We start from the raw sequence: 19,679 nt of genomic DNA on the forward strand, positions 1-19,679 counted from the left end.
CGGCGAACCCATAACCACAACAATAAGCCATCCAGAGGAGAACCGAGCATGAGACCCAGATTCAAGGCGATCACCGCGACCGCGATCCTGGTGCTATCCGCATCGCAGGCTCTCGCGGGCGACCCCATCCGCAAGATCGAGATCCTGAGCCGCCCCCAGGCTTCCCAGCCCCAGGAGTTCCAGTCGGTCCAGCTCATTGCGCAGCAGTGGCGCAAGCTCGGGCTCGACGTCGAGGTGAAGGTCATGCCCTGGGACCAGATGTCCGACGTGGTCTGGTATCAGCGCGACAAGTGGGACGCGACGGCATGGCAGATGGTGGGCCGCCCCGAACGTTCCGACCCGGACGAGATCGTCTACAACCTCTTCCACTCCTCAACCGCCGACAAGGGCTACAACTTCATCGGCTACAAGAACCCGGAATATGACGCCGTAGTCGAGGCGCAGCGCGTCGAGATCGACCCGGAGAAGCGCAAAGAACTGGTCCACAAGGCACAGCAGATCCTCGCTAAGGACCAGCCCAACATGATGCTGGTCCATCCCAAGCAGACCTTCGCCATCGACAAGACGGTCTGGGACCCGGCCTCCCTGGTCAACCAGAGCGGCATCGGCATCCGCAACACCTGGACCTTCATGGCGCTGACGCCGCTCGGCGAAAAGAAGGACATCATCCTCAACTCGGGCGATAACGTCCAGGCGATCAACCCGCTGTACATTTCGGGCGGCGTCGACAGCTGGATCTTCGAACTGGTCTATGACCGGCTCCTGCGCGTCGGTCCCGACGGCTTGCCCAAGACCTGGGCGGCGGAATCCTACGAGTGGAAGGGCGACAAGACTATCACCGTCAAGCTGCGCGAAGGCATGAAGTGGCACGACGGCAAGCCCGTCACGCCGGAGGACGTGAAGTTCTCCTTCGAGGCTGCCGTCAGCGGCGAAGCCCCGATGTACGCGCCCTTTGCCAGCAACATCGACAAGATCGACATCGCCGGCAACGACATCACCTTCACCCTGAAGAAGCCGTCGGCCTCCTTCGTCACCTCCAGCCTGGCCAAGATCAATCTCATCCCCAAGCATGTGTGGGAACCCATCCTGGCCGATCTGAAGACCAAGGACGAGAACGCCGAAAGCTACCAGGAGAAGACGCCGATCGGCTCGGGCCCGTTCAAGTTCGAACGCTGGCTCACCAATGAAGAGGTCGTGCTGGCGGCGAACCGGGACCACTTCAACGCTCCCAAGGCCGACCGCTGGATCCTGCGCATCGTTCCCAACGTGGAAGCGGCCCTCGGCATGCTGCGTTCGGGCGAAATCAACTTCATGGCCGAGTTCTCCGGCGATCCGCAGGTGCTCATCAAGGCCGCCGAAGAGGACGGGGATCTCGAAGTCGTCTCGACGGTCGAGATGGGCTTCCGCTATATCGGCTTCAACGAAAGGCGCCCGCCCTTCGACGACCCGGCCTTCCGTCGCGCGCTTTCCGCCGCCGTCGACCGCCAGTTGATCGTGAAGGCCGCCTTCCGCGGCTTCGCCGAGCCATCGAACTCGGTCGTCTCGCCGGCGCTGGAGTTCTGGTACGACAAATCCGTCATGGACAATTTCCAGACCGGCGGCGAAGTCGCGGCGAAGATCCTGGAAGATGCGGGATACACGCTGGAGGGTGACGTCCTGCACTATCCCGGCGACCAGAAAGAGACGATCGCGCAGTAGGCCGCGAGGCCGGTCCGCCCGGCCATGGCTCTTGCCTTCCGGGTCGTTCCGGAAGGCTGCTCCTGATTTCGCTGAGACGAGGACCTTCGACCGATGCACCACCTGAAGGCGGCGATGAGCCGGACACTTCAGCTCGCCTTCGTCCTCTGGGCGATCGTGACCATCCTGTTCTTGATGTTCCGCTTGATGCCCGGCAATCCGCTCGCCGCCTATATCGATCCCACCTTCACGGTGGAGCAGCAGGAAGCGCTGATGGCGCAGTTCGGTCTGGATCGGCCGCTCTGGGAGCAGTACTTCATCTATCTCGGCAATCTGCTGCAGGGCGAGCTCGGCCAGAGCTTCCGCTATCGCGAACCGGTCGCGGAGCGCGTGCTCACGCTGTTGCCCAACACGCTCGTCCTCACATTCAGCTCGCTCATCATCGCCTATGCGTTCGGAATCCTCGCCGGCGCGTATCTCGCCTGGAAGCGCGGCAGCTGGGTGGAGACAGCGGCGATCCCGCTGGTGCTGACCACGCGCGCCATGCCCGAATTCTGGCTCGGCATGGTGCTGCTGGCGGTCTTTTCCTTTCATCTCGGCTGGTTTCCGGCCGGTGGCACCCGCTCCGCAGGCGCCAGCTACGACAGCCTCTGGGCGCTCTACACCTCCTCCGAATTCCTGAGCTATCTCGCCCTGCCCGCCCTTACTCTGGCGATCTACAGCCAGGGCCTGCCGCTCCTGTTGATGCGCTCCAACATGCTGGACGTCATGAAGGAAGACTTCGTGACGATGGCGAGGATCAAGGGCCTGTCGAACTGGACGGTCGTTGTCCGTCATGCCGCGCGGAACGCGCTCCTGCCCGTCATGACCTCCTTCGCCATCGCCGTCGGCTACCAGTTGCAGGGGAATGTCGTGGTCGAATCCGTGTTCTCCTGGCCGGGGCTCGGACGGGAGCTCGTCGGTGCGGTCTCCGCTTCGGACTATCCCCTCGCCCAGGGCGCGTTCCTGATGATCGCCGTCGTGGTCATCCTGATGAACCTGATCGCGGACCTGCTCTACGCGCTGCTCGATCCGAGGATCAGCCATGCTTGACGTAGCCGCCACGCCTCGCAAAAGCAATGTGATCGCCCGCTTCTTCCGCGGCCTCCGCCTACCGCTCAACGATCCGTTCGCGGTCGTCGGCCTGCTGATCTATGCCGTCTTTGTGCTGACGGCGATCTTCGCCGACAGGATCGCGCCCTACGACCCGACCGAGATCCTCTATACCGAAAGCTACGACCTTGCGGCCGACCTGCGGCCGGGCCAGCAAGGCTTCATCCTCGGGACGACGAGCCTCGGCCGCGACGTCTTCTCCCAGATCGTCTACGGCACGCGCTCGGCCCTGCTGATCGGCATCACTGCAGCCTTCATGGTGGCTCTGATCGGATCGATCGTCGGCCTGGTCTCCGGCTATTTCCGCGGCTGGGTCGACACCGTGCTGATGCGGCTTGCCGACATCGCCTTCGGCATACCCTTCCTACCCTTCGTCATCGTGCTCGCCGCCTTCCTCAGGCCGTCCATATGGAACGTGGTCATCGCCATGGCGCTGGTTCTGTGGCGCGATACCGCGCGGGTCATCCGCAGCCAGGTCCTGACGCTCCGCTCGCGCGGCTATGTGGATGCGGCCCGCGTCGCCGGCTCCTCCGATTTCAAGATCATCCTGCGGCACATCGCACCCAATATCCTGCCGCTTTCCTTCCTCTACGGCTCCATAGCGATCGGCTGGGCGATCCTGACCGAGGCCTCGATCTCCTTCCTGGGCTTCGGCGATCCGCGGTCGATAAGCTGGGGCTACATGCTGCAGGACGCTTTCGCCAGCCAGGCGCTGGCCAAGCAGGCCTATTACTGGTTCGTGCCGCCCGGCATCTGCATCATCCTCGTCGTCGCCGCGGGCTTCTTCATTACGCGCGGCTACGAGAACATCCTCTTTCCGAAGCTTGGCCGATGACAGAACCTCTCCTCTCCGTCCGCGACCTGAAGGTCAGCTACGAGGTCGGCTCGGCCCGGATCGACGCTGTCGACGGGGCAAGCTTCGACGTGCCGCGCGGCACGATCATGGGACTGGTCGGCGAGTCCGGCTGCGGCAAGACCACGGTCGCGCGGGCGCTGACGCGCGTCATCGCCGACAATGCCTCGATCAGCGGGGGGCAGATGCTGTTCGAGGGAAAGGACCTCGTCTCCCTGTCCGAGAGACAGATGAACGCGCTGCGCTGGCGCGAGATCGCTTTCGTGCCACAGAGCGCGATGAACTCGCTCGATCCGGTCTATACGGTGGAATACCAGCTCAACGAGGTCCTGCGGCGTCGCGGCGGACTCGACAAAACCCAGGCACGCCGGCGCTGCGAGGAACTGTTCGAGATGGTCGGCATCGAGAAGGGCCGCCTGTCAGACTATCCCCACCAGTTTTCCGGCGGCATGCGCCAGCGCGTGGCGATCGCCCTCGCCCTCGCTCTCAACCCGAAGCTGGTGATCGCCGACGAACCGGTCACCGCGCTCGACGTGATCGTGCAGCGCCAGATCCTCGACCAGCTGCGCGAGCTGCAGAAGGCGCTCGGCATCTCGGTGATCCTGGTGACGCACGATATCTCGGTCGTCGCCTATGTCTGCGACCGCACGGTGGTGATGTATGCGGGCAAGGTCGCGGAGTCGGGCTCGATGGAGAGCACGCTCATGCGACCGGTGCACCCCTATACGATGGGTCTTCGCAATGCCTTTCCCGACCTTCAGGGCGCGGCGTCGGGCACGCTCACCCCGATCGAGGGGGCGCCGCCCAATCTCGCCTTTCCGCCTCCGGGATGCCGTTTTGCGGAGCGATGCCCGTTCTCGATCGACGTCTGCCGCACGACCCAGCCGCCTCTGCGCGAGATTGCCAGCGGCCACGAGGTCGCCTGCCATCGCGCCGGCGAGGCCACGCGACTGCGGGAGCTTGCCGCGCGTACCGAGACATGGATCACAGCCGCATGAGCACGATTTCGCAAGCACTCGCGCCGCTGATCCGCGTCGAAGGAGCCGAGCTCCACTATCGCGTGGGCGGCGCCCTGTCGGCGCTGCGCGGCCATGCGCCGGTGGTAAAGGCCGTGGACGGCATCTCCTTCCAGATCCGGCGCGGCGAAAGCGTCGGCCTGCTCGGCGAATCCGGCTGCGGCAAGACGTCGATGGGCAGGCTCCTGCTGAAGCTCGAGGAAGCCACGGGCGGCTCGATCGTCTTCGACGACGAGGCACTGTCGTCACTCAAGGGGACGGCCCTCAAGAGCTACCGGAAACGTGCCCAGCTCATCTTCCAGAACCCCTTCGACGCGGTGAACCCTCGCTTCACCATCCGCCGCACGCTCTCGGAGCCCCTGGAGAATGCGGGCGTGCCGGCTTCGGAGCGCGAGGGCCGCATCATCTCCGCGCTCGAACTGGTGCGGCTGCCGGACCCCAGGCCCTATCTCGACCGTTACCCGCACCAGCTTTCCGGAGGCCAGCTGCAACGCGTCGTGATGGCGCGGGCGCTGATCCTCGAGCCCGATTTCGTGGTTGCGGACGAGCCTGTCTCGATGCTCGACGTCTCCGTGCGCGCCGGCGTCCTCAACGTGTTTCGCGACGTCCGCGACAGGCTGGGGCTGACCGCGATCTATATCAGCCACGATCTCGCGCTGGTTCGCTACGTCTGCGAGCGCACCATCGTGATGTATCTCGGCCGCATCATGGAGGACGGTCCCACAGAGGACATCGTCCACGAGCCGCTGCATCCCTACACCAGGGCGCTCGTCGCGGCGGTGCCGGTGCCGCACCCCGACCAGAGCCACGCTCCCCTGCCCATCGGCAAGGGGGCGCCCGACCCGCGCAACCCGCCCTCCGGTTGCGTGTTCCGTGACCGCTGCCCCCGTGCCTTCGACCGCTGCGCACGAAAAGTGCCACGATTACGCGCCGTTGGGACGCGCAAGGTCGCCTGCCACCTTTTCGACGAGGACAACTGATGCACTGCGCCTTCTACACACGCACCGGAGTCGCGCCGGAGGTCCTCGAGCTGGGCGAGCGCGCCGATCCCAGGCCCGGCGCCGGAGAGGTGCTCGTCCATGTCCGCGCCTCGGGCATCAATCCGGCCGACGTGAAGCGTCGCGCCGGCTGGCTCGGGGCGGCCATGAGCCACGAGCTCGTCATCCCGCATTGCGACGGGGCGGGCGAAATCCTGGCCGTCGGCGACGGCGTGGAAAAAACGCGTGTCGGCGAGCGCGTGTGGCTGTGGAACGCGCAAGGCGGATACGGCACCGCCGGCCGGGCCTTCGGCACGGCCGCCGAGCTCGTCGCCCTTCCATCCGAGCAGGCGGTGCGCCTTGCCGACGAGCTATCCTTCGAGGAGGGCGCCTGCCTGGGCGTTCCCGCCATGACGGCCTATCGCGCCGTCTTCGCCGACGGTCCCGTCTCCGGCCAGACCGTCCTCGTCAACGGAGCGGCCGGCGCAGTGGGCCATTTCGCGGTTCAACTGGCTTCGGCCGGCGGGGCGCGCGTTATCGGCACCGTATCGAACGAGGTCGCCGCCGCGCATGTGCGTTCCGCCGGCGCGGATGCCACGGTCGACCGCAAGCGCGAGGATGTCGCGGCGCGTGTCATGGAACTTACAGGCGGCCAGGGCGTCGACCGGGTCATCGAGGTCGATTTCGGCGCCAACCATGCTCTGGATATCGCCGTTCTCAAGGTCAACGGCACCATCGCATCCTATTCGTCGACCAGCCAGCCACAGCCGGTCTTCCCCTACTACGCCTTCGCCAATAAGGGCGCCAATCTGCGCGTCGTGCAGGGCTTTGCCATTCCAGGGGAAGACCGCCTTCGCGGCGAGGCGATGCTGGCGGAGCTGGCCGCCAAGGGTCGCCTCAAGGCGGCCATCGCCCAAACCTTTCCGCTCGCCGAGATCGCCGCCGCCCATCTCGCGGTCGAGCGGGGCGGCAATCTCGGCAACATCATCGTCATCCCCTAAACCGGCAACAAGAAAGCGCATTCGATGCTTCAATCATCAACGGCTCGAAAGGCCGAGGACCGAGCGGATGGCCCCGCACGCGCGTGCGATGCGATCTCGCTCGAAATCATCCGGGGCGCCATTGCGGCCGCGCAGTCGGAGATGGAGGCGCTGCTCGAACGCACCGCGATCTCGGCCTTCATCCGCGAGAAGAAGGACTTCTACACGGCCCTGTTCGACGAGAACGGCGTCATGGCGGTAGGCTCGATGGTGCCGATCTTCGGCGATATGACGAGCCCCGTCTTCGAGAGCTTCCCAGCCGATGACATGAAGCCCGGCGATCTCTTCTGGTACAATGACTGCTATGGCTCGCGCGGGGCCGTCTCGCATTCCAACGACCAGGTGCTGCTCGCCCCCGTCTTCAAGGACGGTCGCCGCTGCGCCTTCGTCATGAGCTGGGCCCATTTCGCCGACATTGGCGGCCTGCGGCCTGGCTCGATCAGCCCGGATGCCACGGAGATCTATCAGGAAGGGATCATCATTCCCGTCACCAAGCTCGCCGACCAGGGCAAGGTGAACGAAGCAGCGTTGACGATCTTCCATCGCAATTCGCGCTTCCCCGAGCAGAGCAACGGCGACATGCGCGCGCTGATGGCGAGCGTCGAGCTCGGCGTGAAGCGTGTCGGGGAAATCCTCGACCGGTTTGGCGCCGATGTCGTCTCTGACGCCTTCTCCCAGCTCCTGGAGCGCACCAGGCGCCTCGTGCGCGAGCGGCTCGCCGAGACCTTCGACTACGGAACCCATTCCTTCACCGATGCGATCGACGGAGACGGGCACGGCAACGGCCCGTTCAAGATCCGCTTCTCGCTGACCCGCGAGAAAGGTGGGGATGGCGAAGACCGCTTCCTCTTCGATGCAAGCGAATCCGACGACCAGGCGCCGGGCCCGGTCAACTACATCATGAATCGCGGCGTGCCGGGCATGGCCCTCGGCCTCTACTATCTCGGCGGCGATCCTTCGCAGGTTTGCAATGCCGGTGGCCCGAACGCGCTCGATGACGTGCGGCTGCGCGAGGGCTCGTTGCTCCAGCCGCGCTTCCCGGCTCCGCTCGGAATGCGCGGGCTGACGACCATGCGCGTCATCTCCGCCATCAACGGGCTGCTGAACGTGGCGAATGGCGGCGCACCCGCGGCCAACTCCGCCTATGTGATCTCCATCATGCGCGGCAATTTCCGCGCCGAGGACGGGCAGCTGCAGCGCTTCCTGCTCGCCGACGGCATCGGCGTCGGCTACGGGGCGCGACCGAATGCCGACGGCATCGACGCCGTCTATTTCGTGGCCCAGGAGAACTATCCCGTCGAATTCCTCGAGCTCGGCTATCCCGTGCGCCTGCGTACCTATGGCGTCGTGAGCGATTCCGGTGGAGCGGGGCGCTACCGTGGCGGCTGCGGCATCGTTCGCGAGTACGAAGTGCTTGCCGAGGATGCGATCCTGGCCATCCGCATCGACAGCGTGAAGAATCCTCCCTGGGGCATCGACGGCGGCATGTCCGGCGGGACCGGGCGCGCCATAATCAATCCGGGAACCGACCGCGAGCGCATCCTGGCGCCGCTTTCCGACGGCAACCGTCTGGTGCGCGGCGACATCCTGCGCATCGAAACCGGCGGGGGCGGCGGTTACGGGCACCCCTTCGACCGGCCGGTCGCGAAGGTACTGGAAGACGTGCTGGGCGGCTATGTCAGCAGCGAAGCGGCGCGCTCGCTCTATGGCGTCGAGATCGTCGCGAGACGCGTCGACGAGGTCGCCACGCAGCGCCTGCGCTCCAGCCGTCCCGCCACGCGCCGTTTCCACCGCAAGGACTATGTCGATGCACTTGACTGATTCCCCTTTCTCTATCGCCGTGGACATCGGCGGCACTTTTACCGACATCTCCTTGCTCGACCGCGCCAGCGGACGGGTCTGGCGCGCCAAGACGCCGAGCGTGCCGTCGGATCCCTCCGAAGCCTTCCTGAACGGCATCCGCCTCGCCCTGGCGGATGCCGGGGTGCTGCCGTCTGCCCTGAGCCAGGTCCTGCACGGAACGACCGTCGCCACCAATATGATCCTGGAGGACAAGGGCGCGCGCACCGCCCTGGTGACGACCCGCGGCTTCCGCCATGTCCTGGCGATCGGCAGGCAGGACATTCCGCGCAAGGCCAACCTCTACACCTGGGTGAAGCCCGAGCGACCGGTGCCCGCCTCGCGCATCGTCGAGGTCGACGAGCGGGTCGCCGCCGGCGGCGCGGTTCTCGAGGCGCTGGACGAGGGGAGTGTGGAGCGCGCCGCAGAGGCGATCGCCGCTATGGACGTCGAGGCGATCGCAGTCTGCCTGCTGCACGCCTTCGCGAATCCGCAGCACGAACGCCGCGTGGCGGAGATCCTGCGCGCGCGCCTTCCCAGCCTCGCCGTCACCACTTCGGTCGACGTGCTTCCGGTCGTACGCGAATATGAGCGCTCGCTGACCACGGTGCTCAACGCGACGGTGATGCCCGGCGTGACGACTTATGTCGGGCGGCTCGAGAAACGTCTCGAGGACGAGGCCGTCACGGCGCCCCTGCTCCTGATGCAGTCGAATGGCGGGGTCGCAGGGGCCGCGGCGATCCGCCAGGCACCGGCGCTGACGTCGCTGTCCGGACCCGCCGCCGGCGTCGTGGGCGCCCGCGCCACGGCCGCCGCCTGCGGGATCGAGGACATCATCACCGTCGACATCGGCGGCACCAGCGCCGACATCTGCCTGATCAAGGGCGGCCGTATCGGGCTGACCCAGCATGGCAAGGTGGGCGAATGGCCGCTGCCGCTGCCGATGGTCGACATGGTCACGATCGGTGCCGGAGGAGGCTCCATCGCCACGGTCGACGACAGCACCCTCACCGTCGGGCCAAGGAGCGCGGGCGCGCATCCCGGTCCCGCCGCCTATGGCAAAGGTGGCAAGCAGGCGACCGTGACCGATGCGCATGTGGTCCTCGGCCACCTGCCCGCCAAGCTCCTTGGCGGGCGCATGGGCCTCGATGTCGACGCCGCCCGCCACGCCGTCGCGGAGAATGTCGCCCAGCCCCTCGGCCTTGCCGTCGAGGAAGCGGCACGCGGCGTCCTAGCGATCGTCGACAACCATATGGTGGGCGCGATACGCGTCGTCTCGGTGGAGCGTGGCCACGACCCCAGACAGTTCACGCTCGTTCCGTTTGGCGGGGCCGGCCCGCTGCATGGTTGCGCCCTCGCTGAGCTTCTCGGCATCACACGCATCATGATCGCCCCGGCACCCGGCGTGCTCTGCGCCGACGGGCTGCTGGCCGCCGACCTGAAGGCGGAGTTCAGCCGCACCCTGCCGCGCGCCGGCGCCATCGATGCCGCTGCCGCGACGGCCGTCTTCGAGGATCTGGAGAAGCAGGCGGCCGAATGGTTCGACGAGGAAGGCGTTCCCACGGAGAAGCGGGCCAGCCAGCGCACGGCGCTCTTGCGCTACCACGGCCAAGGTGGAGAGATCGCCGTTCGCTGGAAGGATGGCAAGGACGCGCTCGAAGCTGCCTTCGCCGAGGAGCATCGCTCGCTCTATGGCTTCACGCTCGACGCGGCCATCGAGCTCGTCACCCTGCGCGTCGAGGCCACGGGCCTGACCGCAAGCCCGCCGGTGACCACGATTGCCCCGGGAAAAGCTGTCGCGGCCCATGACGAGACAAAAGTTCACTTCGCCTCCGGCCAGGTTGGAGTTCCCCTCGTCGACCGTGCCACGCTGGGCGCCGGCGCCGCTTTCGCCGGACCGATGATCATCACCCAGCTCGACACCACGACCTTCGTCGCGCCGGGCTGGTCGGGTCTCGTCCACGAAACAGGCGCCCTCATTCTGACGCGCACGGAAGGATCCATTCAGTGACGGACATCGCCAGCCGGCTGGAGCCGGTCTTTGCCCATATCGAGGCCAATCGCGACAGCTTCGTCGAACGGGTGATGGATTATGTCCGCCACCCGTCGATCAGTGCCCACAATCTCGGCATCCGCGAAGTGGCCGATCTCCTGGTAGGCATGCTGACGAAGCTCGGCTTCGAAGCCGAGACCGTGCCGACGCGCAACCACCCGATGGTGCTCGGCAGGCGCACCGTCTCGCCGGACAAGCCGACGGTGCTTCTCTACGGGCACTATGACGTCCAGCCGCCGGACCCGCTCGAATTGTGGGACAGCCCGCCCTTCGAGCCCACCATCCGCAATGGACGCATCTATGCGCGCGGCATCGGCGACAATAAGGGCCAGCACTTCGCGCAGCTTCTGGCGCTGGAATCGCATCTTGCCGTCCATGGCGATCTGCCCTGCAACGTGGTCTTCCTGCTGGAAGGCGAGGAGGAGATCGGCAGCCCGCACATTGCAGAGTTCGTGCGCGAGCATGCCGGGCGCCTGGAGGCCGACCTGGTCGTCACGTCCGATGGCCCCCTGCATGAAAGCGGCCTGCCCGTCGTGACCTTCGGGGTTCGCGGCGTCGCGTCTTTCGAGCTGCGCGTGCGGACGGCCTCGCGGGACGTGCATTCCGGCAATTTCGGCGGCGTCGTGCCGAATGCGATCTGGAAACTCGTTCATCTCCTCGGCACGATGAAGAATCCGGCCGGCGAGATCACCATCGAAGGGCTGACCGAACCGGTCGTCCCAGCGACCAATTACGAACGCGAGGCAGTGGCCAAGCTTCCGCTCGATCTCGACGCGGTCAAGGCGGAACTGGGTCTCGAGGAACTCGATCAGCCGCTCGAGCGCGGCTACTATGACCGGCTGATGTTTCACCCGACGCTGACGATCAACGGGCTGCATGGCGGCTATGGCGGGCCCGGCATGAAGACGGTGCTGCCCTGCACGGCCTTCGCCAAATGCGACATCCGGCTCGTCGAGCCGCTGACGCCGGAATACGTCTTCGAGAGGGTCGCCGCCCACGTCGCCCTCCATGCCCCCGACGTGGAGTTCGTGCCGCTCAACGGAATGCTCCCGTCGAAAACCCCGATGGACTCGCGTTTCGCCGAGCCCATCCGCCGAGCGGTCGTCGCCGCGCGTGGCGTCGAGCCGCTGCTTTATCCGACCGTCGGCGGCAGCCTGCCGGACTATGTCTTCACGAAGATCCTGGGCAAGCCGGCCTTCGTCGTGCCCTACGCCAATGCCGACGAAGCAAACCACGCGCCAAACGAAAATCTCGAGATCGTCCGGTTCATCGACGGCGTCCGCACCGGCGCCGCACTACTGGCCGAGCTCGGTGCAATGGCCGGCGCGACACGGGACGGGGGCTGAAGTTATAGGGCGGTTCGCATAGCGCCCCCTCTGTCCTGCCGAACATCTCCCCCACAAGCGGCGAGATCGGCTGTCACGCATATTTTCGCCCAATCGTCGACGTGGCGGAGGAGGCGCCGACACCAAAGCTGCCAATCTCCCCCCTGGTGGACCCTTGTGGGGGAGATGTCCGGCAGGACAGAGGGGAGTGATCAAGGCGTCAGGACCTCGCCCCATCACCCAACCAACTCCCTCACCGCCATGCGCTTGTATGCCTCGACGATCGCGTCGCCCTCCCCACGGCCGACGGACACTGCGAGTCGCATCGTCGCTTCGCCGAGTTGCCACACCAGGAAGGCTGTGGCTTTCAATGCTTCCGGATCGCCCTCAGGCCGCAGCCTGAGCAGCAGGCTCGTCAGCAACTCTCCATTGGCGCGGCTGGCGGCGAGTTCCACGGCCGCCAGGGCCTTGTCGGCCTGCATGCCCGACCAGATGTCGCGCATCACCGGCTCGGCCAGGAAGATGCCGTAATAGATGTCGACGAGTTCCGAAAAAGCGCGACCCAGCCCGTCGAGGTCGCTCACATCCGCCAGCGCCTCCTCGATGCAGCTGCGGCTGTCGGCATGATAGCCCTCCGCCAGCGCCCGGATGATGGCGGCCTTCTCCGGAAAATATTGATAGAGCGAGCCTATGGAGATGCCGGCTTTTTCCGCTACGTGGCCCATGCGCAGCGCGTCGCTGCCCTCCGCCGCGATCAGCGCGCGTGCGGCATCGAGGATGCGCTGCATACGTTCGCGGCTGCGTTTCTGCACGGGGTCGCGGCGCGGCGCCAATGCGTGCCCCTGCTCCCTCGCCTCTGCACCTTCCATTTCATCCTCATTCTCGATTCTGCTTGACTCACAAAATATGAGGGTTTATCACGTTTTGCAAATGTGAGGATTACTCATGTTTGGAGGCGAAAATGACGATGGAAACTCTGATCACCGGCGGCACTGGAAAGACCGGACAACGGGTGGCCGAGAGGCTGAAGAAGCATGGCGTGCCGGTGCGGATCGGCTCGCGCGGCGGAACTCCGCCCTTCGACTGGGAGGATCGCTCGACCTGGGAGCCCGTATTGCGCGGTACACAGGCGGCCTATGTCGCCTATTTTCCCGACGTGGCCCTGCCCGGCGCGGCGGAAACCGTCGGGGCTTTCGCGCAAGCAGCTGTCGCGGCCGGCGCCAGGCGTCTGGTGTTGCTTTCCGGTCGTGGCGAACCGGGTGCCGAGCGCGCAGAGGAAGCGCTGAAAGCATCGTGCGCGGACTGGACGATCCTGCGTTGCGCCTGGTTCGCGCAGAACTTCAGCGAGGGCTACATGCTGGAGCCCATCCTTGCCGGCGAGCTTGCCTTGCCCGTCGGCGGCGTGTGCGAGCCCTTCGTCGACGCCGACGACATTGCCGATGTTGCGGCCGCCGCCTTCCTGGACGACCGGCACGTCAGGCAGCTCTATGAGCTCACCGGCCCGCGGCTCCTCACCTTCGCCGATGCGATCGGCGAAATCTCCGAGGCGAGCGGGCGACCGATCGCCTACCATACGATATCGATCGACGACTTCGCCGCCGGCCTCCGGGAGGCCGCCGTGCCGGAGGATATCGTCGGCCTGCTCACCTTGCTTTTCACCGAAGTGCTCGACGGCCGCAACGAACGTCTCGGCGATGGCGTCATGCGTGCCCTCGGCCGCCCGCCGCGCGACTTCCGCGATTATGCCAGGCGGACAGCAGCAGCAGGCATATGGAGCCTGAAATGACTGCCACCCTGTTTCATTCGCTCGTCTTCCTGGCCGCACTCGGCAGCGGCCTCGTCGCGGGTGTGTTCTTCGCCTTCTCGACATTCGTGATGGCGGCTCTCGCCCGCCTGCCGGTCCCGGCGGGTGCTGCCGCCATGAACGCCATCAACGTCACGGTGCTCACGCCGGCCTTCATGTCCGTGCTGTTCGGGACCGCCCTCCTTGCCCTGGCCATGTCCGTCCTGGCGTTACTAAACTGGAGTGCGAACGGCACGGCCCTCGCACTCGGGGGGGCCATTCTCTATGTCGCCGGCGTGATCCTGGTCACGATGTTCTTCAACGTGCCGCTCAACGATCAGTTGGCGGCGGTCGCGCCGGGCAGCGTCGCCGAGGCGGAGCTCTGGCAACGCTATCTCCGCGTCTGGGTCAACTGGAACCACGTACGCACCGTTGCCCCGCTCGCCTCTATGGCGCTGTTCGTTTTGGCGCTGCGGGGATGATCCAGGAAGCGCAATACGGGAAAATCCGAGCCCTAAAGCGTGTCGCTGGCAATCGGATTCGGATGACACGCTTTAGGTCTTTGTTTTTGCCGCATTCTCGCCACGCCGACCGAATCCGGTCGGCTGCGAAATGCTCTAGGAGTTCGGGAAGCCCAGCCACGGCTCTAGCGCCTCGAACGTCCGGTCCATGGCATAGTTGGCGGTCACAGGAAGCGGAATGTGACCGAAGCGAAGCGAAAATTGGCTCTCCGCGGCCGCCTCGCCGAGCTTGTCGACGGCGGCGAGGTAGAGCGCCGACGCAAGGCCGGTGCGGTCCGCTCCCCAATCGCAATGGATCAACAGAGGCTTTTCCGCCGTGGCGAGGACCGCGATCAGCTCCGCCGCTTCAGCCTGTGTGAGTTCGTGCCGGGCCGACATGCGAAAATCCACATGGGTGATACCGAGCCGGTCGGCCGCGGCGATCTCGGCATCGTACCACCCCGTACCCTTGTTCTCCCCGCGCAGATTGAGGATGGTCTTGAGGCCGTAGAGCTGTTTGTAACGCGCGATCTCCGCCGCAGTCGGCTGGCCCGAGCGATACACCTCGCCAGCGACCACCGTGCTGAAATTGCCGGTAAGACGAAGTACGCCGACATAGAGCCCGAATGCCAACGCCAGGGCCCCGAGACCGTAGCCTAGCCGCCTGAGCGTCCGCAGCCTTCTGCCCCTTGACGGGAACATGAACATGATCGCCTCCGCCGCCGTCCCCTTGTACTGGCGACTTTCTTGTATAGTGAAGTCCAATCGAAACCAATCGGGATCGGCATTGGCCGCGCTTGCCAAGCTCAGGAATTGGGCGCGAATTGTCAAACGGGACGTGATGGCGCTCTGGCTGGCGGCCCGGGATCCTCGTGTTCCCTGGTATGCCAAGCTCGTTGCCAGCGCGGTCGCGGCCTATGCTCTCAGCCCGATCGATCTCATTCCGGATTTCCTGCCGGTCATCGGCTACCTGGATGACGTGCTGATCGTCCCACTGGGAATCCTCTTGGCTGTCAGTCTGGTTCCGCGAGATCTCATGGCCGAATTCCGCAATGAAGCCGAACTTCGTGCCGCACGGCCGTCAAGCAGGGTAGGCCTCGCCATTGTCTTCGCGATCTGGCTCGCTGCCGCTATCGTCCTGGCCTGGCTGTTCTGGCCGGACGTTTCACGCTAACGTTCGCGCACCGCCGGTCACTCATGTCGCAGCGATCCGTGCGATGGCCTCCGCCAGCTTCGCCGTATCGCCGATGATGCGCAACGTCTTCAAGCGCGACGTCCCGCCAGCCACCATGCGCACGCTACCCGTCGGCATGCCGAACGCCTTGGCGACGAGCTTCTCCAGTGCGTGGTTGGCGGCGCCCTTCTCAGGCACGGCGCGCACACGGGCCTTGAGATGGGCACGGCCGTCCGCCGTTTCTTCGATACCCTCGATTGCGTCCTTCGCAGCCTTGGGTGTCAGCCGGACGAAGAGATCGATCCCTTCGGCGTGCGGACGGAAAACCTCGGCCATTCCCGGTCGAACTACAGAACCAGAGGCGCGACAGTGGTGAGAAGGAACTGGCGGATGAAGAAGATGATGAGAAGCAGGATGATCGGCGAGATGTCGATGCCGCCGAGATCGGGCAGGTAACGGCGGATCGGCCGCAGCGCCGGCTCGGTCACGCGGAACAGGAAATTGCCGATCGAGCCGACGAACTGGTTGCGCGAATTGACCACGTTGAAGGCATAAAGCCAAGAGAAGACCGCCGCGGCGATCAGCAGCCACCAGTAAATGTCGAGCGCCAGAACGAGGGTCTGAATGAGCGCGAGCATGCATGATCTCCGTTCGAGTCCGCGACATGTAGCCATTGGTTGCGAAGCGGGCAAGTCCATCGCGGTTGATTGCCGTCTTGAAGCGCTATGGGACCGCTTGACAGGCCCGACGGCCGGCCCTAACTACGCGCATCCGCTGAATGGGGCTGTAGCTCAGCTGGGAGAGCGCGTCGTTCGCAATGACGAGGTCAGGGGTTCGATCCCCCTCAGCTCCACCAGCGGATAGAAATCGGATAAATACCAGGGAATTTCAGATCCTTGGATGGAATGGCGCTCTCCGTTCCGACCGATGTCGGTGGGTTTTATACGCCCCGCGCGACCCGTCTCTTCCGCAGCCAATACGGGGATCCAGCTAAGCGCTGCCCTAGCGATCACATGCTGGCCTTCTTCGCACCGACAAGCCGGTTTCGGATCGCCGCGATCACCGGGAACAGAAGCACGCCGCCGATGAGTGTCGACGATGCCGTCACCATATCGAAACTATCCCGCATGGCGTTCATCCAAGCGACAAAGACAGCATAGCTCAAACCGTAAAGCGCAGACCTGCGCAAGCTCCAGCGAGCCACTACGGAGCTCTTTCCCATGGCTAGAATGCCTCCCCGAATACAATCTTTGCGCGAATGAACAAATCAAATTTCCCCTTTGCTGGCAAGGGTTGCGCTTGCTTCGGGCGGGATTTGCGCCACACTGATGGCCCAGACAGGCCGGTACATCTTCAGAGGATGCCCCATGGTCGACTTAGGCGAGGTTCTCGATCCCATTCGCAAGCAGGCGATCGACGTGAAGGACGCGCTCGCGCACGCCCGCTATCTCTACGACGCCCTCGACCTGCTGCTGGAGAATGTCTCGGACGCCAAGCTCCGCGGCGCTTCCCAGGAGGTTTTTGCCGTCGCAAGCGAGCGGATGAACGCCCTCGACGACATGCTGGACGAACTCTATCGACAGCTATCCGCAATCGATCGCGTGTTGGAAGCCCACGAGGCGGCGCTGAAGCGGAGAGATCCCGACCACGACTGACCGAGTGCCGACACTCGACCGCCCCTCATCCGCCTGCCGGCACCTTCTCCCCGTGAACGGGTAGAAGGAAGCTGTCATCCCCAGTTTCGCCAATCATCGGCGTTTGCGACTGGCGAAACCCAAGCGGCCGGTGTCTCTCTCGCCGCGAGTTCGCGGGGAGAGATGTCCGGCAGGACAGTGAGGGGCAACTCGCGGCGGGTCGAAGATTGACGCCCCTTCCGCTCACCCCTGCACGAAGGATTGCCAGCCCTCTTCGTCCGCGCCGACCACCTTCAATGCCGGGCTGCCGCGGCGCGCTGCGCGCTGCGTCACGTCGGAACGGTTTCTCCCCGCCTCCCCGCCGGTCACGGTGAACTGGCCGACCAGCCGGACCAGATCGTCGGATTCGCGCGACAAATTGTGGCTCGCCGCCGTCGTCTCCTCCACCATGGCGGCGTTCTGCTGCGTCACCTGGTCCATCTGGCCGACCGCGACATTCACCTCGCGCAGGCTGTTGGCCTGCTCGGTGGCCTTGGCGGCGATGTCGTCGACCACGCCGTTGATGTCGTTGACCTGAGCCACGATCTTGTCGAGAGCCTCGCCGGTGCCGGCCACCAGCTTCACGCCGGTGTCGACCTGCGCCGTCGAGTTGGCGATCAACTTCTTGATCTCCTTGGCGGCTTCCGCCGAGCGCTGGGCGAGCGAGCGCACTTCCGAGGCCACCACCGCGAAGCCGCGGCCGGCCTCCCCGGCTCTCGCCGCCTCGACGCCCGCATTGAGGGCGAGCAGATTGGTCTGGAAGGCGATCTCGTCGATGACGCCGATGATGGAGCCGATCTCACGCGAGGATTTCTCGATCTCGGCCATCGCGCCGATCGCCTGGCGCACGATCTCGGCGCTGCTCAGGGCATCGTCGCGCGTGTTGGCCACCACCGCGCGGGCATGGGTCGCGCCGTCGGCGGTCTGGCGGACGGTATCGGTGATGTGGTTGAGCGCGGCGGCCGTCTCTTCCAGGCTGGCGGCGTGGTGCTCGCTGCGCCTGGACAGGTCGTCGGAGGCCGAGGTGATCTCGCCGATGCCGGTGCGGATCGCGTCCGCCGCCTTGCGGATGCCCAGCATCGTCTGCTGCAGCTTCTCGATCGACAGATTGAAGTCGAGCCGCAGCTTGTCGGCGTCGTCGCTCAGCCTCGTCTCCAGGCGCTGCACGAGGTCGCCCTCCGCGAGGCGGTGGAGCCCCTGTCCGATCAGGCTGACCGCCTGTTCCGAAGCGCGCTGGTTCTCCAGCGTCTCGGCCTCGCGCGCCGAGCGCTCGATATCGATGGTACGGCGCGCCTCCTCGGTTTCTCCCTCGAGACGTTGCTTCTCGATACCGGCGGCGCGGAAGACGGCGAGTGCCTTGGCCATATCGCCGATCTCGTCGCGGCGGTTGCCATAGGGCACCTCGACGGCATAGTCATGGTCGGCGATCCGTCGCATCACGCTCGTCATGCGGCTGACAGGCTTGGCGATCGAGGCGCCGAGCCAGGCAAAGGCGACCAGGCCGAGAGCCAGGATGACCGCACCGCCGATCAGCATCGCGTTGCGCAACGCCACCGAGTCGGCGAGGAGCGTCTCCTCTGGCACGCCCACCAGGACGGTCCATGCTATGTCGTATTCCGGCAGGTTCAATGCGACCGAGGTCACCCGCCAATCCGCGCCTTGGACATCGACCGTATCGTGGAAGCCGCCTCGGCTGGCGCCGGCGACGGCCGCCTGCGCGGCGGCATCGTCGGCCGGCTTGCCGATCAGTTGGGGATCCGGCGGAACCACCCAGTTCTTGTCCTGGTTGATGACGCCCACCCACCCCGTCCGCAGGGGACGGTTGGTCCCGATCAGCGTGGCGAAGACGCCGCCATTGAAGTCCACACCCACCAGGCCGATTGCCTTGCCTTGACGATCGCGCACGATCGACGTGCTCGAAGTGTAGAGCATGTCCTGGTAGAGGTAGGGCCCTATCAGCGACTGGCTGTTCTTGGCGAGCGGGTCGAGGAACCAGCCCTGGAGACCGTTCTCCATGGAGACATCCAGATCGGAGAATCCGATTCCTCCGGTCTCGATGTTGCGCACGATGCTGGGGCCGAAATAGCCGTCCCCGCGCCCGAACCGGGAGTGCATGAGCGCCGGGTTGCTGGCCGTCGGAGAATCCTTGTTGAGCAGCACCCAGATGCCGACCGCGTTGGGGACGATCGCGATCTGCCGTTCCAAAAGATCCTTATAGGCGTCCGGTCCGACCAGCGGGTCCGCAATCATCGTGGTGACGGTCTGGGCCAGGGACTCCGCGACGGCGGAGTGTTCCTTGAGCAGGACGGCGACCTTCGCCGCTTCGGCCTCGGCAAGCCCGCTCAGCAATTGGTCGGCGCTGGCGAGATCGCTTTTTTCGGTCGAGCGCACGACATAGAAGAGCATGCCGGCAATGGCGATGGTGAAGACCGCCGCGGCGGCGAGCACGATCGTGCCCCTGAGCTTCAGGCGCGGCATCTTGAAGGCGGATCCGGCAGGCATTTTTGGTCGAGAGTCCCTCTGGATAGAAAGTGCTCTCGTAGAAGCACAAACAAGGTTAAGAGCTGGTTCCTTTTCTCCCGCTTTACGCAAATCCACCATCGCGTATCTTGGTACT

General features: G+C 65.2%; 19 protein-coding genes and 1 tRNA gene. 14 read left to right on the forward strand and 6 right to left on the reverse strand.

All coding sequences use genetic code 11. The features are described 5' to 3' along the window. The first annotated feature begins 48 nt into the window (after positions 1–48). The 9 genes from ACCO56_RS20160 to ACCO56_RS20200 all read left to right on the forward strand — a co-directional run bounded on the left by ACCO56_RS20160 (position 49) and on the right by ACCO56_RS20200 (position 11,953). Positions 49–1,698 carry an ABC transporter substrate-binding protein gene (locus ACCO56_RS20160; RefSeq protein ID WP_433642632.1) on the forward strand — a complete coding sequence of 550 codons (1,650 nt, stop codon included), beginning with the start codon at positions 49–51 and terminating at the stop codon, positions 1,696–1,698. A gap of 114 nt (positions 1,699–1,812) precedes the next feature. Continuing rightward, positions 1,813–2,769, forward strand: coding sequence for an ABC transporter permease (locus tag ACCO56_RS20165; RefSeq protein ID WP_433642633.1), 957 nt, complete (start codon positions 1,813–1,815; stop codon positions 2,767–2,769). After that, positions 2,762–3,664, forward strand: a complete 903-nt coding sequence (locus ACCO56_RS20170; RefSeq protein WP_433642634.1) for an ABC transporter permease — start codon at positions 2,762–2,764, stop codon at positions 3,662–3,664. Before ACCO56_RS20165 ends, ACCO56_RS20170 begins: the two co-directional genes overlap by 8 nt. Next, on the forward strand, positions 3,661–4,680 hold the full coding sequence (locus ACCO56_RS20175; RefSeq protein WP_433642635.1) for an ABC transporter ATP-binding protein: 1,020 nt from the start codon (positions 3,661–3,663) through the stop codon (positions 4,678–4,680). Before ACCO56_RS20170 ends, ACCO56_RS20175 begins: the two co-directional genes overlap by 4 nt. After that, positions 4,677–5,678: an ABC transporter ATP-binding protein gene (locus ACCO56_RS20180; RefSeq protein WP_433642636.1), complete on the forward strand. Its 1,002-nt coding sequence runs from the start codon at positions 4,677–4,679 to the stop codon at positions 5,676–5,678. The genes ACCO56_RS20175 and ACCO56_RS20180 overlap by 4 nt, the downstream gene beginning before the upstream one ends. Next, on the forward strand, positions 5,678–6,676 hold the full coding sequence (locus tag ACCO56_RS20185) for an NADPH:quinone reductase (RefSeq protein WP_433642637.1): 999 nt from the start codon (positions 5,678–5,680) through the stop codon (positions 6,674–6,676). The genes ACCO56_RS20180 and ACCO56_RS20185 overlap by 1 nt, the downstream gene beginning before the upstream one ends. Positions 6,677–6,700: 24 nt before the next feature. Beyond that, positions 6,701–8,536, forward strand: a complete 1,836-nt coding sequence (locus ACCO56_RS20190; RefSeq protein ID WP_433642638.1) for a hydantoinase B/oxoprolinase family protein — start codon at positions 6,701–6,703, stop codon at positions 8,534–8,536. Next, positions 8,523–10,565 (forward strand): hydantoinase/oxoprolinase family protein, encoded by a 2,043-nt coding sequence (locus ACCO56_RS20195; RefSeq protein ID WP_433642639.1) that lies wholly within the window; start codon positions 8,523–8,525, stop codon positions 10,563–10,565. The genes ACCO56_RS20190 and ACCO56_RS20195 overlap by 14 nt, the downstream gene beginning before the upstream one ends. After that, positions 10,562–11,953 (forward strand): M20/M25/M40 family metallo-hydrolase, encoded by a 1,392-nt coding sequence (locus tag ACCO56_RS20200; RefSeq protein WP_433642640.1) that lies wholly within the window; start codon positions 10,562–10,564, stop codon positions 11,951–11,953. The genes ACCO56_RS20195 and ACCO56_RS20200 overlap by 4 nt, the downstream gene beginning before the upstream one ends. Positions 11,954–12,168: 215 nt before the next feature. Here ACCO56_RS20200 and ACCO56_RS20205 read toward each other — a convergent pair whose 3' ends face one another. Continuing rightward, positions 12,169–12,801 (reverse strand): TetR/AcrR family transcriptional regulator, encoded by a 633-nt coding sequence (locus ACCO56_RS20205; RefSeq protein WP_433642641.1) that lies wholly within the window; start codon positions 12,799–12,801, stop codon positions 12,169–12,171. Between the two features lie 92 nt (positions 12,802–12,893). Between ACCO56_RS20205 and ACCO56_RS20210 the strand changes: the two genes are divergently transcribed. Both ACCO56_RS20210 and ACCO56_RS20215 read left to right on the forward strand, forming a co-directional pair. After that, a complete protein-coding gene (locus tag ACCO56_RS20210; RefSeq protein WP_433642642.1) occupies positions 12,894–13,718 on the forward strand; it encodes an NmrA family transcriptional regulator in 825 nt (274 codons plus the stop codon). Continuing rightward, the gene (locus ACCO56_RS20215) at positions 13,715–14,197 is read left to right on the forward strand and encodes a DUF1772 domain-containing protein (protein WP_433642643.1); all 483 of its coding nucleotides are present in this window, start codon (positions 13,715–13,717) and stop codon (positions 14,195–14,197) included. Before ACCO56_RS20210 ends, ACCO56_RS20215 begins: the two co-directional genes overlap by 4 nt. A gap of 135 nt (positions 14,198–14,332) precedes the next feature. Here the strand turns inward: ACCO56_RS20215 and ACCO56_RS20220 are convergent, their stop codons facing one another. Beyond that, positions 14,333–14,917, reverse strand: coding sequence for a tyrosine-protein phosphatase (locus tag ACCO56_RS20220; protein WP_433642759.1), 585 nt, complete (start codon positions 14,915–14,917; stop codon positions 14,333–14,335). A 139-nt stretch (positions 14,918–15,056) separates the two neighbouring features. On the opposite strand from ACCO56_RS20220, the gene ACCO56_RS20225 reads away from it, so the two are divergent. After that, complete coding sequence (locus tag ACCO56_RS20225; RefSeq protein ID WP_433642760.1) at positions 15,057–15,389, forward strand: YkvA family protein; 333 nt, start codon at positions 15,057–15,059, stop codon at positions 15,387–15,389. Between the two features lie 21 nt (positions 15,390–15,410). On the opposite strand, the gene ACCO56_RS20230 is transcribed toward ACCO56_RS20225, so the two are convergent. Continuing rightward, entirely contained in the window at positions 15,411–15,725 is a 315-nt protein-coding gene (locus ACCO56_RS20230; RefSeq protein WP_433642644.1) for a DUF167 family protein, read from the reverse strand. A gap of 11 nt (positions 15,726–15,736) precedes the next feature. Then, the gene (locus ACCO56_RS20235; RefSeq protein ID WP_433642645.1) at positions 15,737–16,027 is read right to left on the reverse strand and encodes a YggT family protein; all 291 of its coding nucleotides are present in this window, start codon (positions 16,025–16,027) and stop codon (positions 15,737–15,739) included. A gap of 142 nt (positions 16,028–16,169) precedes the next feature. On the opposite strand from ACCO56_RS20235, the gene ACCO56_RS20240 reads away from it, so the two are divergent. Then, positions 16,170–16,245, forward strand: a tRNA-Ala gene (locus ACCO56_RS20240). A gap of 153 nt (positions 16,246–16,398) precedes the next feature. Here the strand turns inward: ACCO56_RS20240 and ACCO56_RS20245 are convergent. Then, positions 16,399–16,611, reverse strand: coding sequence for a hypothetical protein (locus ACCO56_RS20245; RefSeq protein WP_433642646.1), 213 nt, complete (start codon positions 16,609–16,611; stop codon positions 16,399–16,401). Positions 16,612–16,756: 145 nt separating this feature from the next. Here ACCO56_RS20245 and ACCO56_RS20250 point away from each other — a divergent pair, with 145 nt between their 5' ends. After that, positions 16,757–17,044 carry a hypothetical protein gene (locus ACCO56_RS20250; RefSeq protein ID WP_433642647.1) on the forward strand — a complete coding sequence of 96 codons (288 nt, stop codon included), beginning with the start codon at positions 16,757–16,759 and terminating at the stop codon, positions 17,042–17,044. A 222-nt stretch (positions 17,045–17,266) separates the two neighbouring features. On the opposite strand, the gene ACCO56_RS20255 is transcribed toward ACCO56_RS20250, so the two are convergent. Then, on the reverse strand, positions 17,267–19,564 hold the full coding sequence (locus ACCO56_RS20255; protein ID WP_433642648.1) for a methyl-accepting chemotaxis protein: 2,298 nt from the start codon (positions 19,562–19,564) through the stop codon (positions 17,267–17,269). Between the last annotated feature and the right edge of the window lie 115 nt (positions 19,565–19,679).

Origin of the sequence: Mesorhizobium sp. 1B3, assembly GCF_050958605.1 — a bacterium.
GTDB lineage: Bacteria > Pseudomonadota > Alphaproteobacteria > Rhizobiales > Rhizobiaceae.

Bases quoted from the DNA above. Each gene is read 5' to 3' on its own strand.
- ACCO56_RS20160 (WP_433642632.1), top strand. From the start codon at position 49: ATGAGACCCAGATTCAAGGCGATCACCGCGACCGCGATCCTGGTGCTA.
- ACCO56_RS20205 (WP_433642641.1), bottom strand. From the start codon at position 12,801: ATGGAAGGTGCAGAGGCGAGGGAGCAGGGGCACGCATTGGCGCCGCGC.
- ACCO56_RS20250 (WP_433642647.1), top strand. From the start codon at position 16,757: ATGGTCGACTTAGGCGAGGTTCTCGATCCCATTCGCAAGCAGGCGATC.
- ACCO56_RS20165 (WP_433642633.1), top strand. From the start codon at position 1,813: ATGAGCCGGACACTTCAGCTCGCCTTCGTCCTCTGGGCGATCGTGACC.
- ACCO56_RS20210 (WP_433642642.1), top strand. From the start codon at position 12,894: ATGACGATGGAAACTCTGATCACCGGCGGCACTGGAAAGACCGGACAA.
- ACCO56_RS20175 (WP_433642635.1), top strand. From the start codon at position 3,661: ATGACAGAACCTCTCCTCTCCGTCCGCGACCTGAAGGTCAGCTACGAG.
- ACCO56_RS20230 (WP_433642644.1), bottom strand. From the start codon at position 15,725: ATGGCCGAGGTTTTCCGTCCGCACGCCGAAGGGATCGATCTCTTCGTC.
- ACCO56_RS20185 (WP_433642637.1), top strand. From the start codon at position 5,678: ATGCACTGCGCCTTCTACACACGCACCGGAGTCGCGCCGGAGGTCCTC.
- ACCO56_RS20255 (WP_433642648.1), bottom strand. From the start codon at position 19,564: ATGCCTGCCGGATCCGCCTTCAAGATGCCGCGCCTGAAGCTCAGGGGC.
- ACCO56_RS20245 (WP_433642646.1), bottom strand. From the start codon at position 16,611: ATGGGAAAGAGCTCCGTAGTGGCTCGCTGGAGCTTGCGCAGGTCTGCG.
- ACCO56_RS20235 (WP_433642645.1), bottom strand. From the start codon at position 16,027: ATGCTCGCGCTCATTCAGACCCTCGTTCTGGCGCTCGACATTTACTGG.
- ACCO56_RS20195 (WP_433642639.1), top strand. From the start codon at position 8,523: ATGCACTTGACTGATTCCCCTTTCTCTATCGCCGTGGACATCGGCGGC.
- ACCO56_RS20220 (WP_433642759.1), bottom strand. From the start codon at position 14,917: ATGTTCCCGTCAAGGGGCAGAAGGCTGCGGACGCTCAGGCGGCTAGGC.
- ACCO56_RS20225 (WP_433642760.1), top strand. From the start codon at position 15,057: ATGGCGCTCTGGCTGGCGGCCCGGGATCCTCGTGTTCCCTGGTATGCC.
- ACCO56_RS20170 (WP_433642634.1), top strand. From the start codon at position 2,762: ATGCTTGACGTAGCCGCCACGCCTCGCAAAAGCAATGTGATCGCCCGC.
- ACCO56_RS20180 (WP_433642636.1), top strand. From the start codon at position 4,677: ATGAGCACGATTTCGCAAGCACTCGCGCCGCTGATCCGCGTCGAAGGA.
- ACCO56_RS20190 (WP_433642638.1), top strand. From the start codon at position 6,701: ATGCTTCAATCATCAACGGCTCGAAAGGCCGAGGACCGAGCGGATGGC.
- ACCO56_RS20215 (WP_433642643.1), top strand. From the start codon at position 13,715: ATGACTGCCACCCTGTTTCATTCGCTCGTCTTCCTGGCCGCACTCGGC.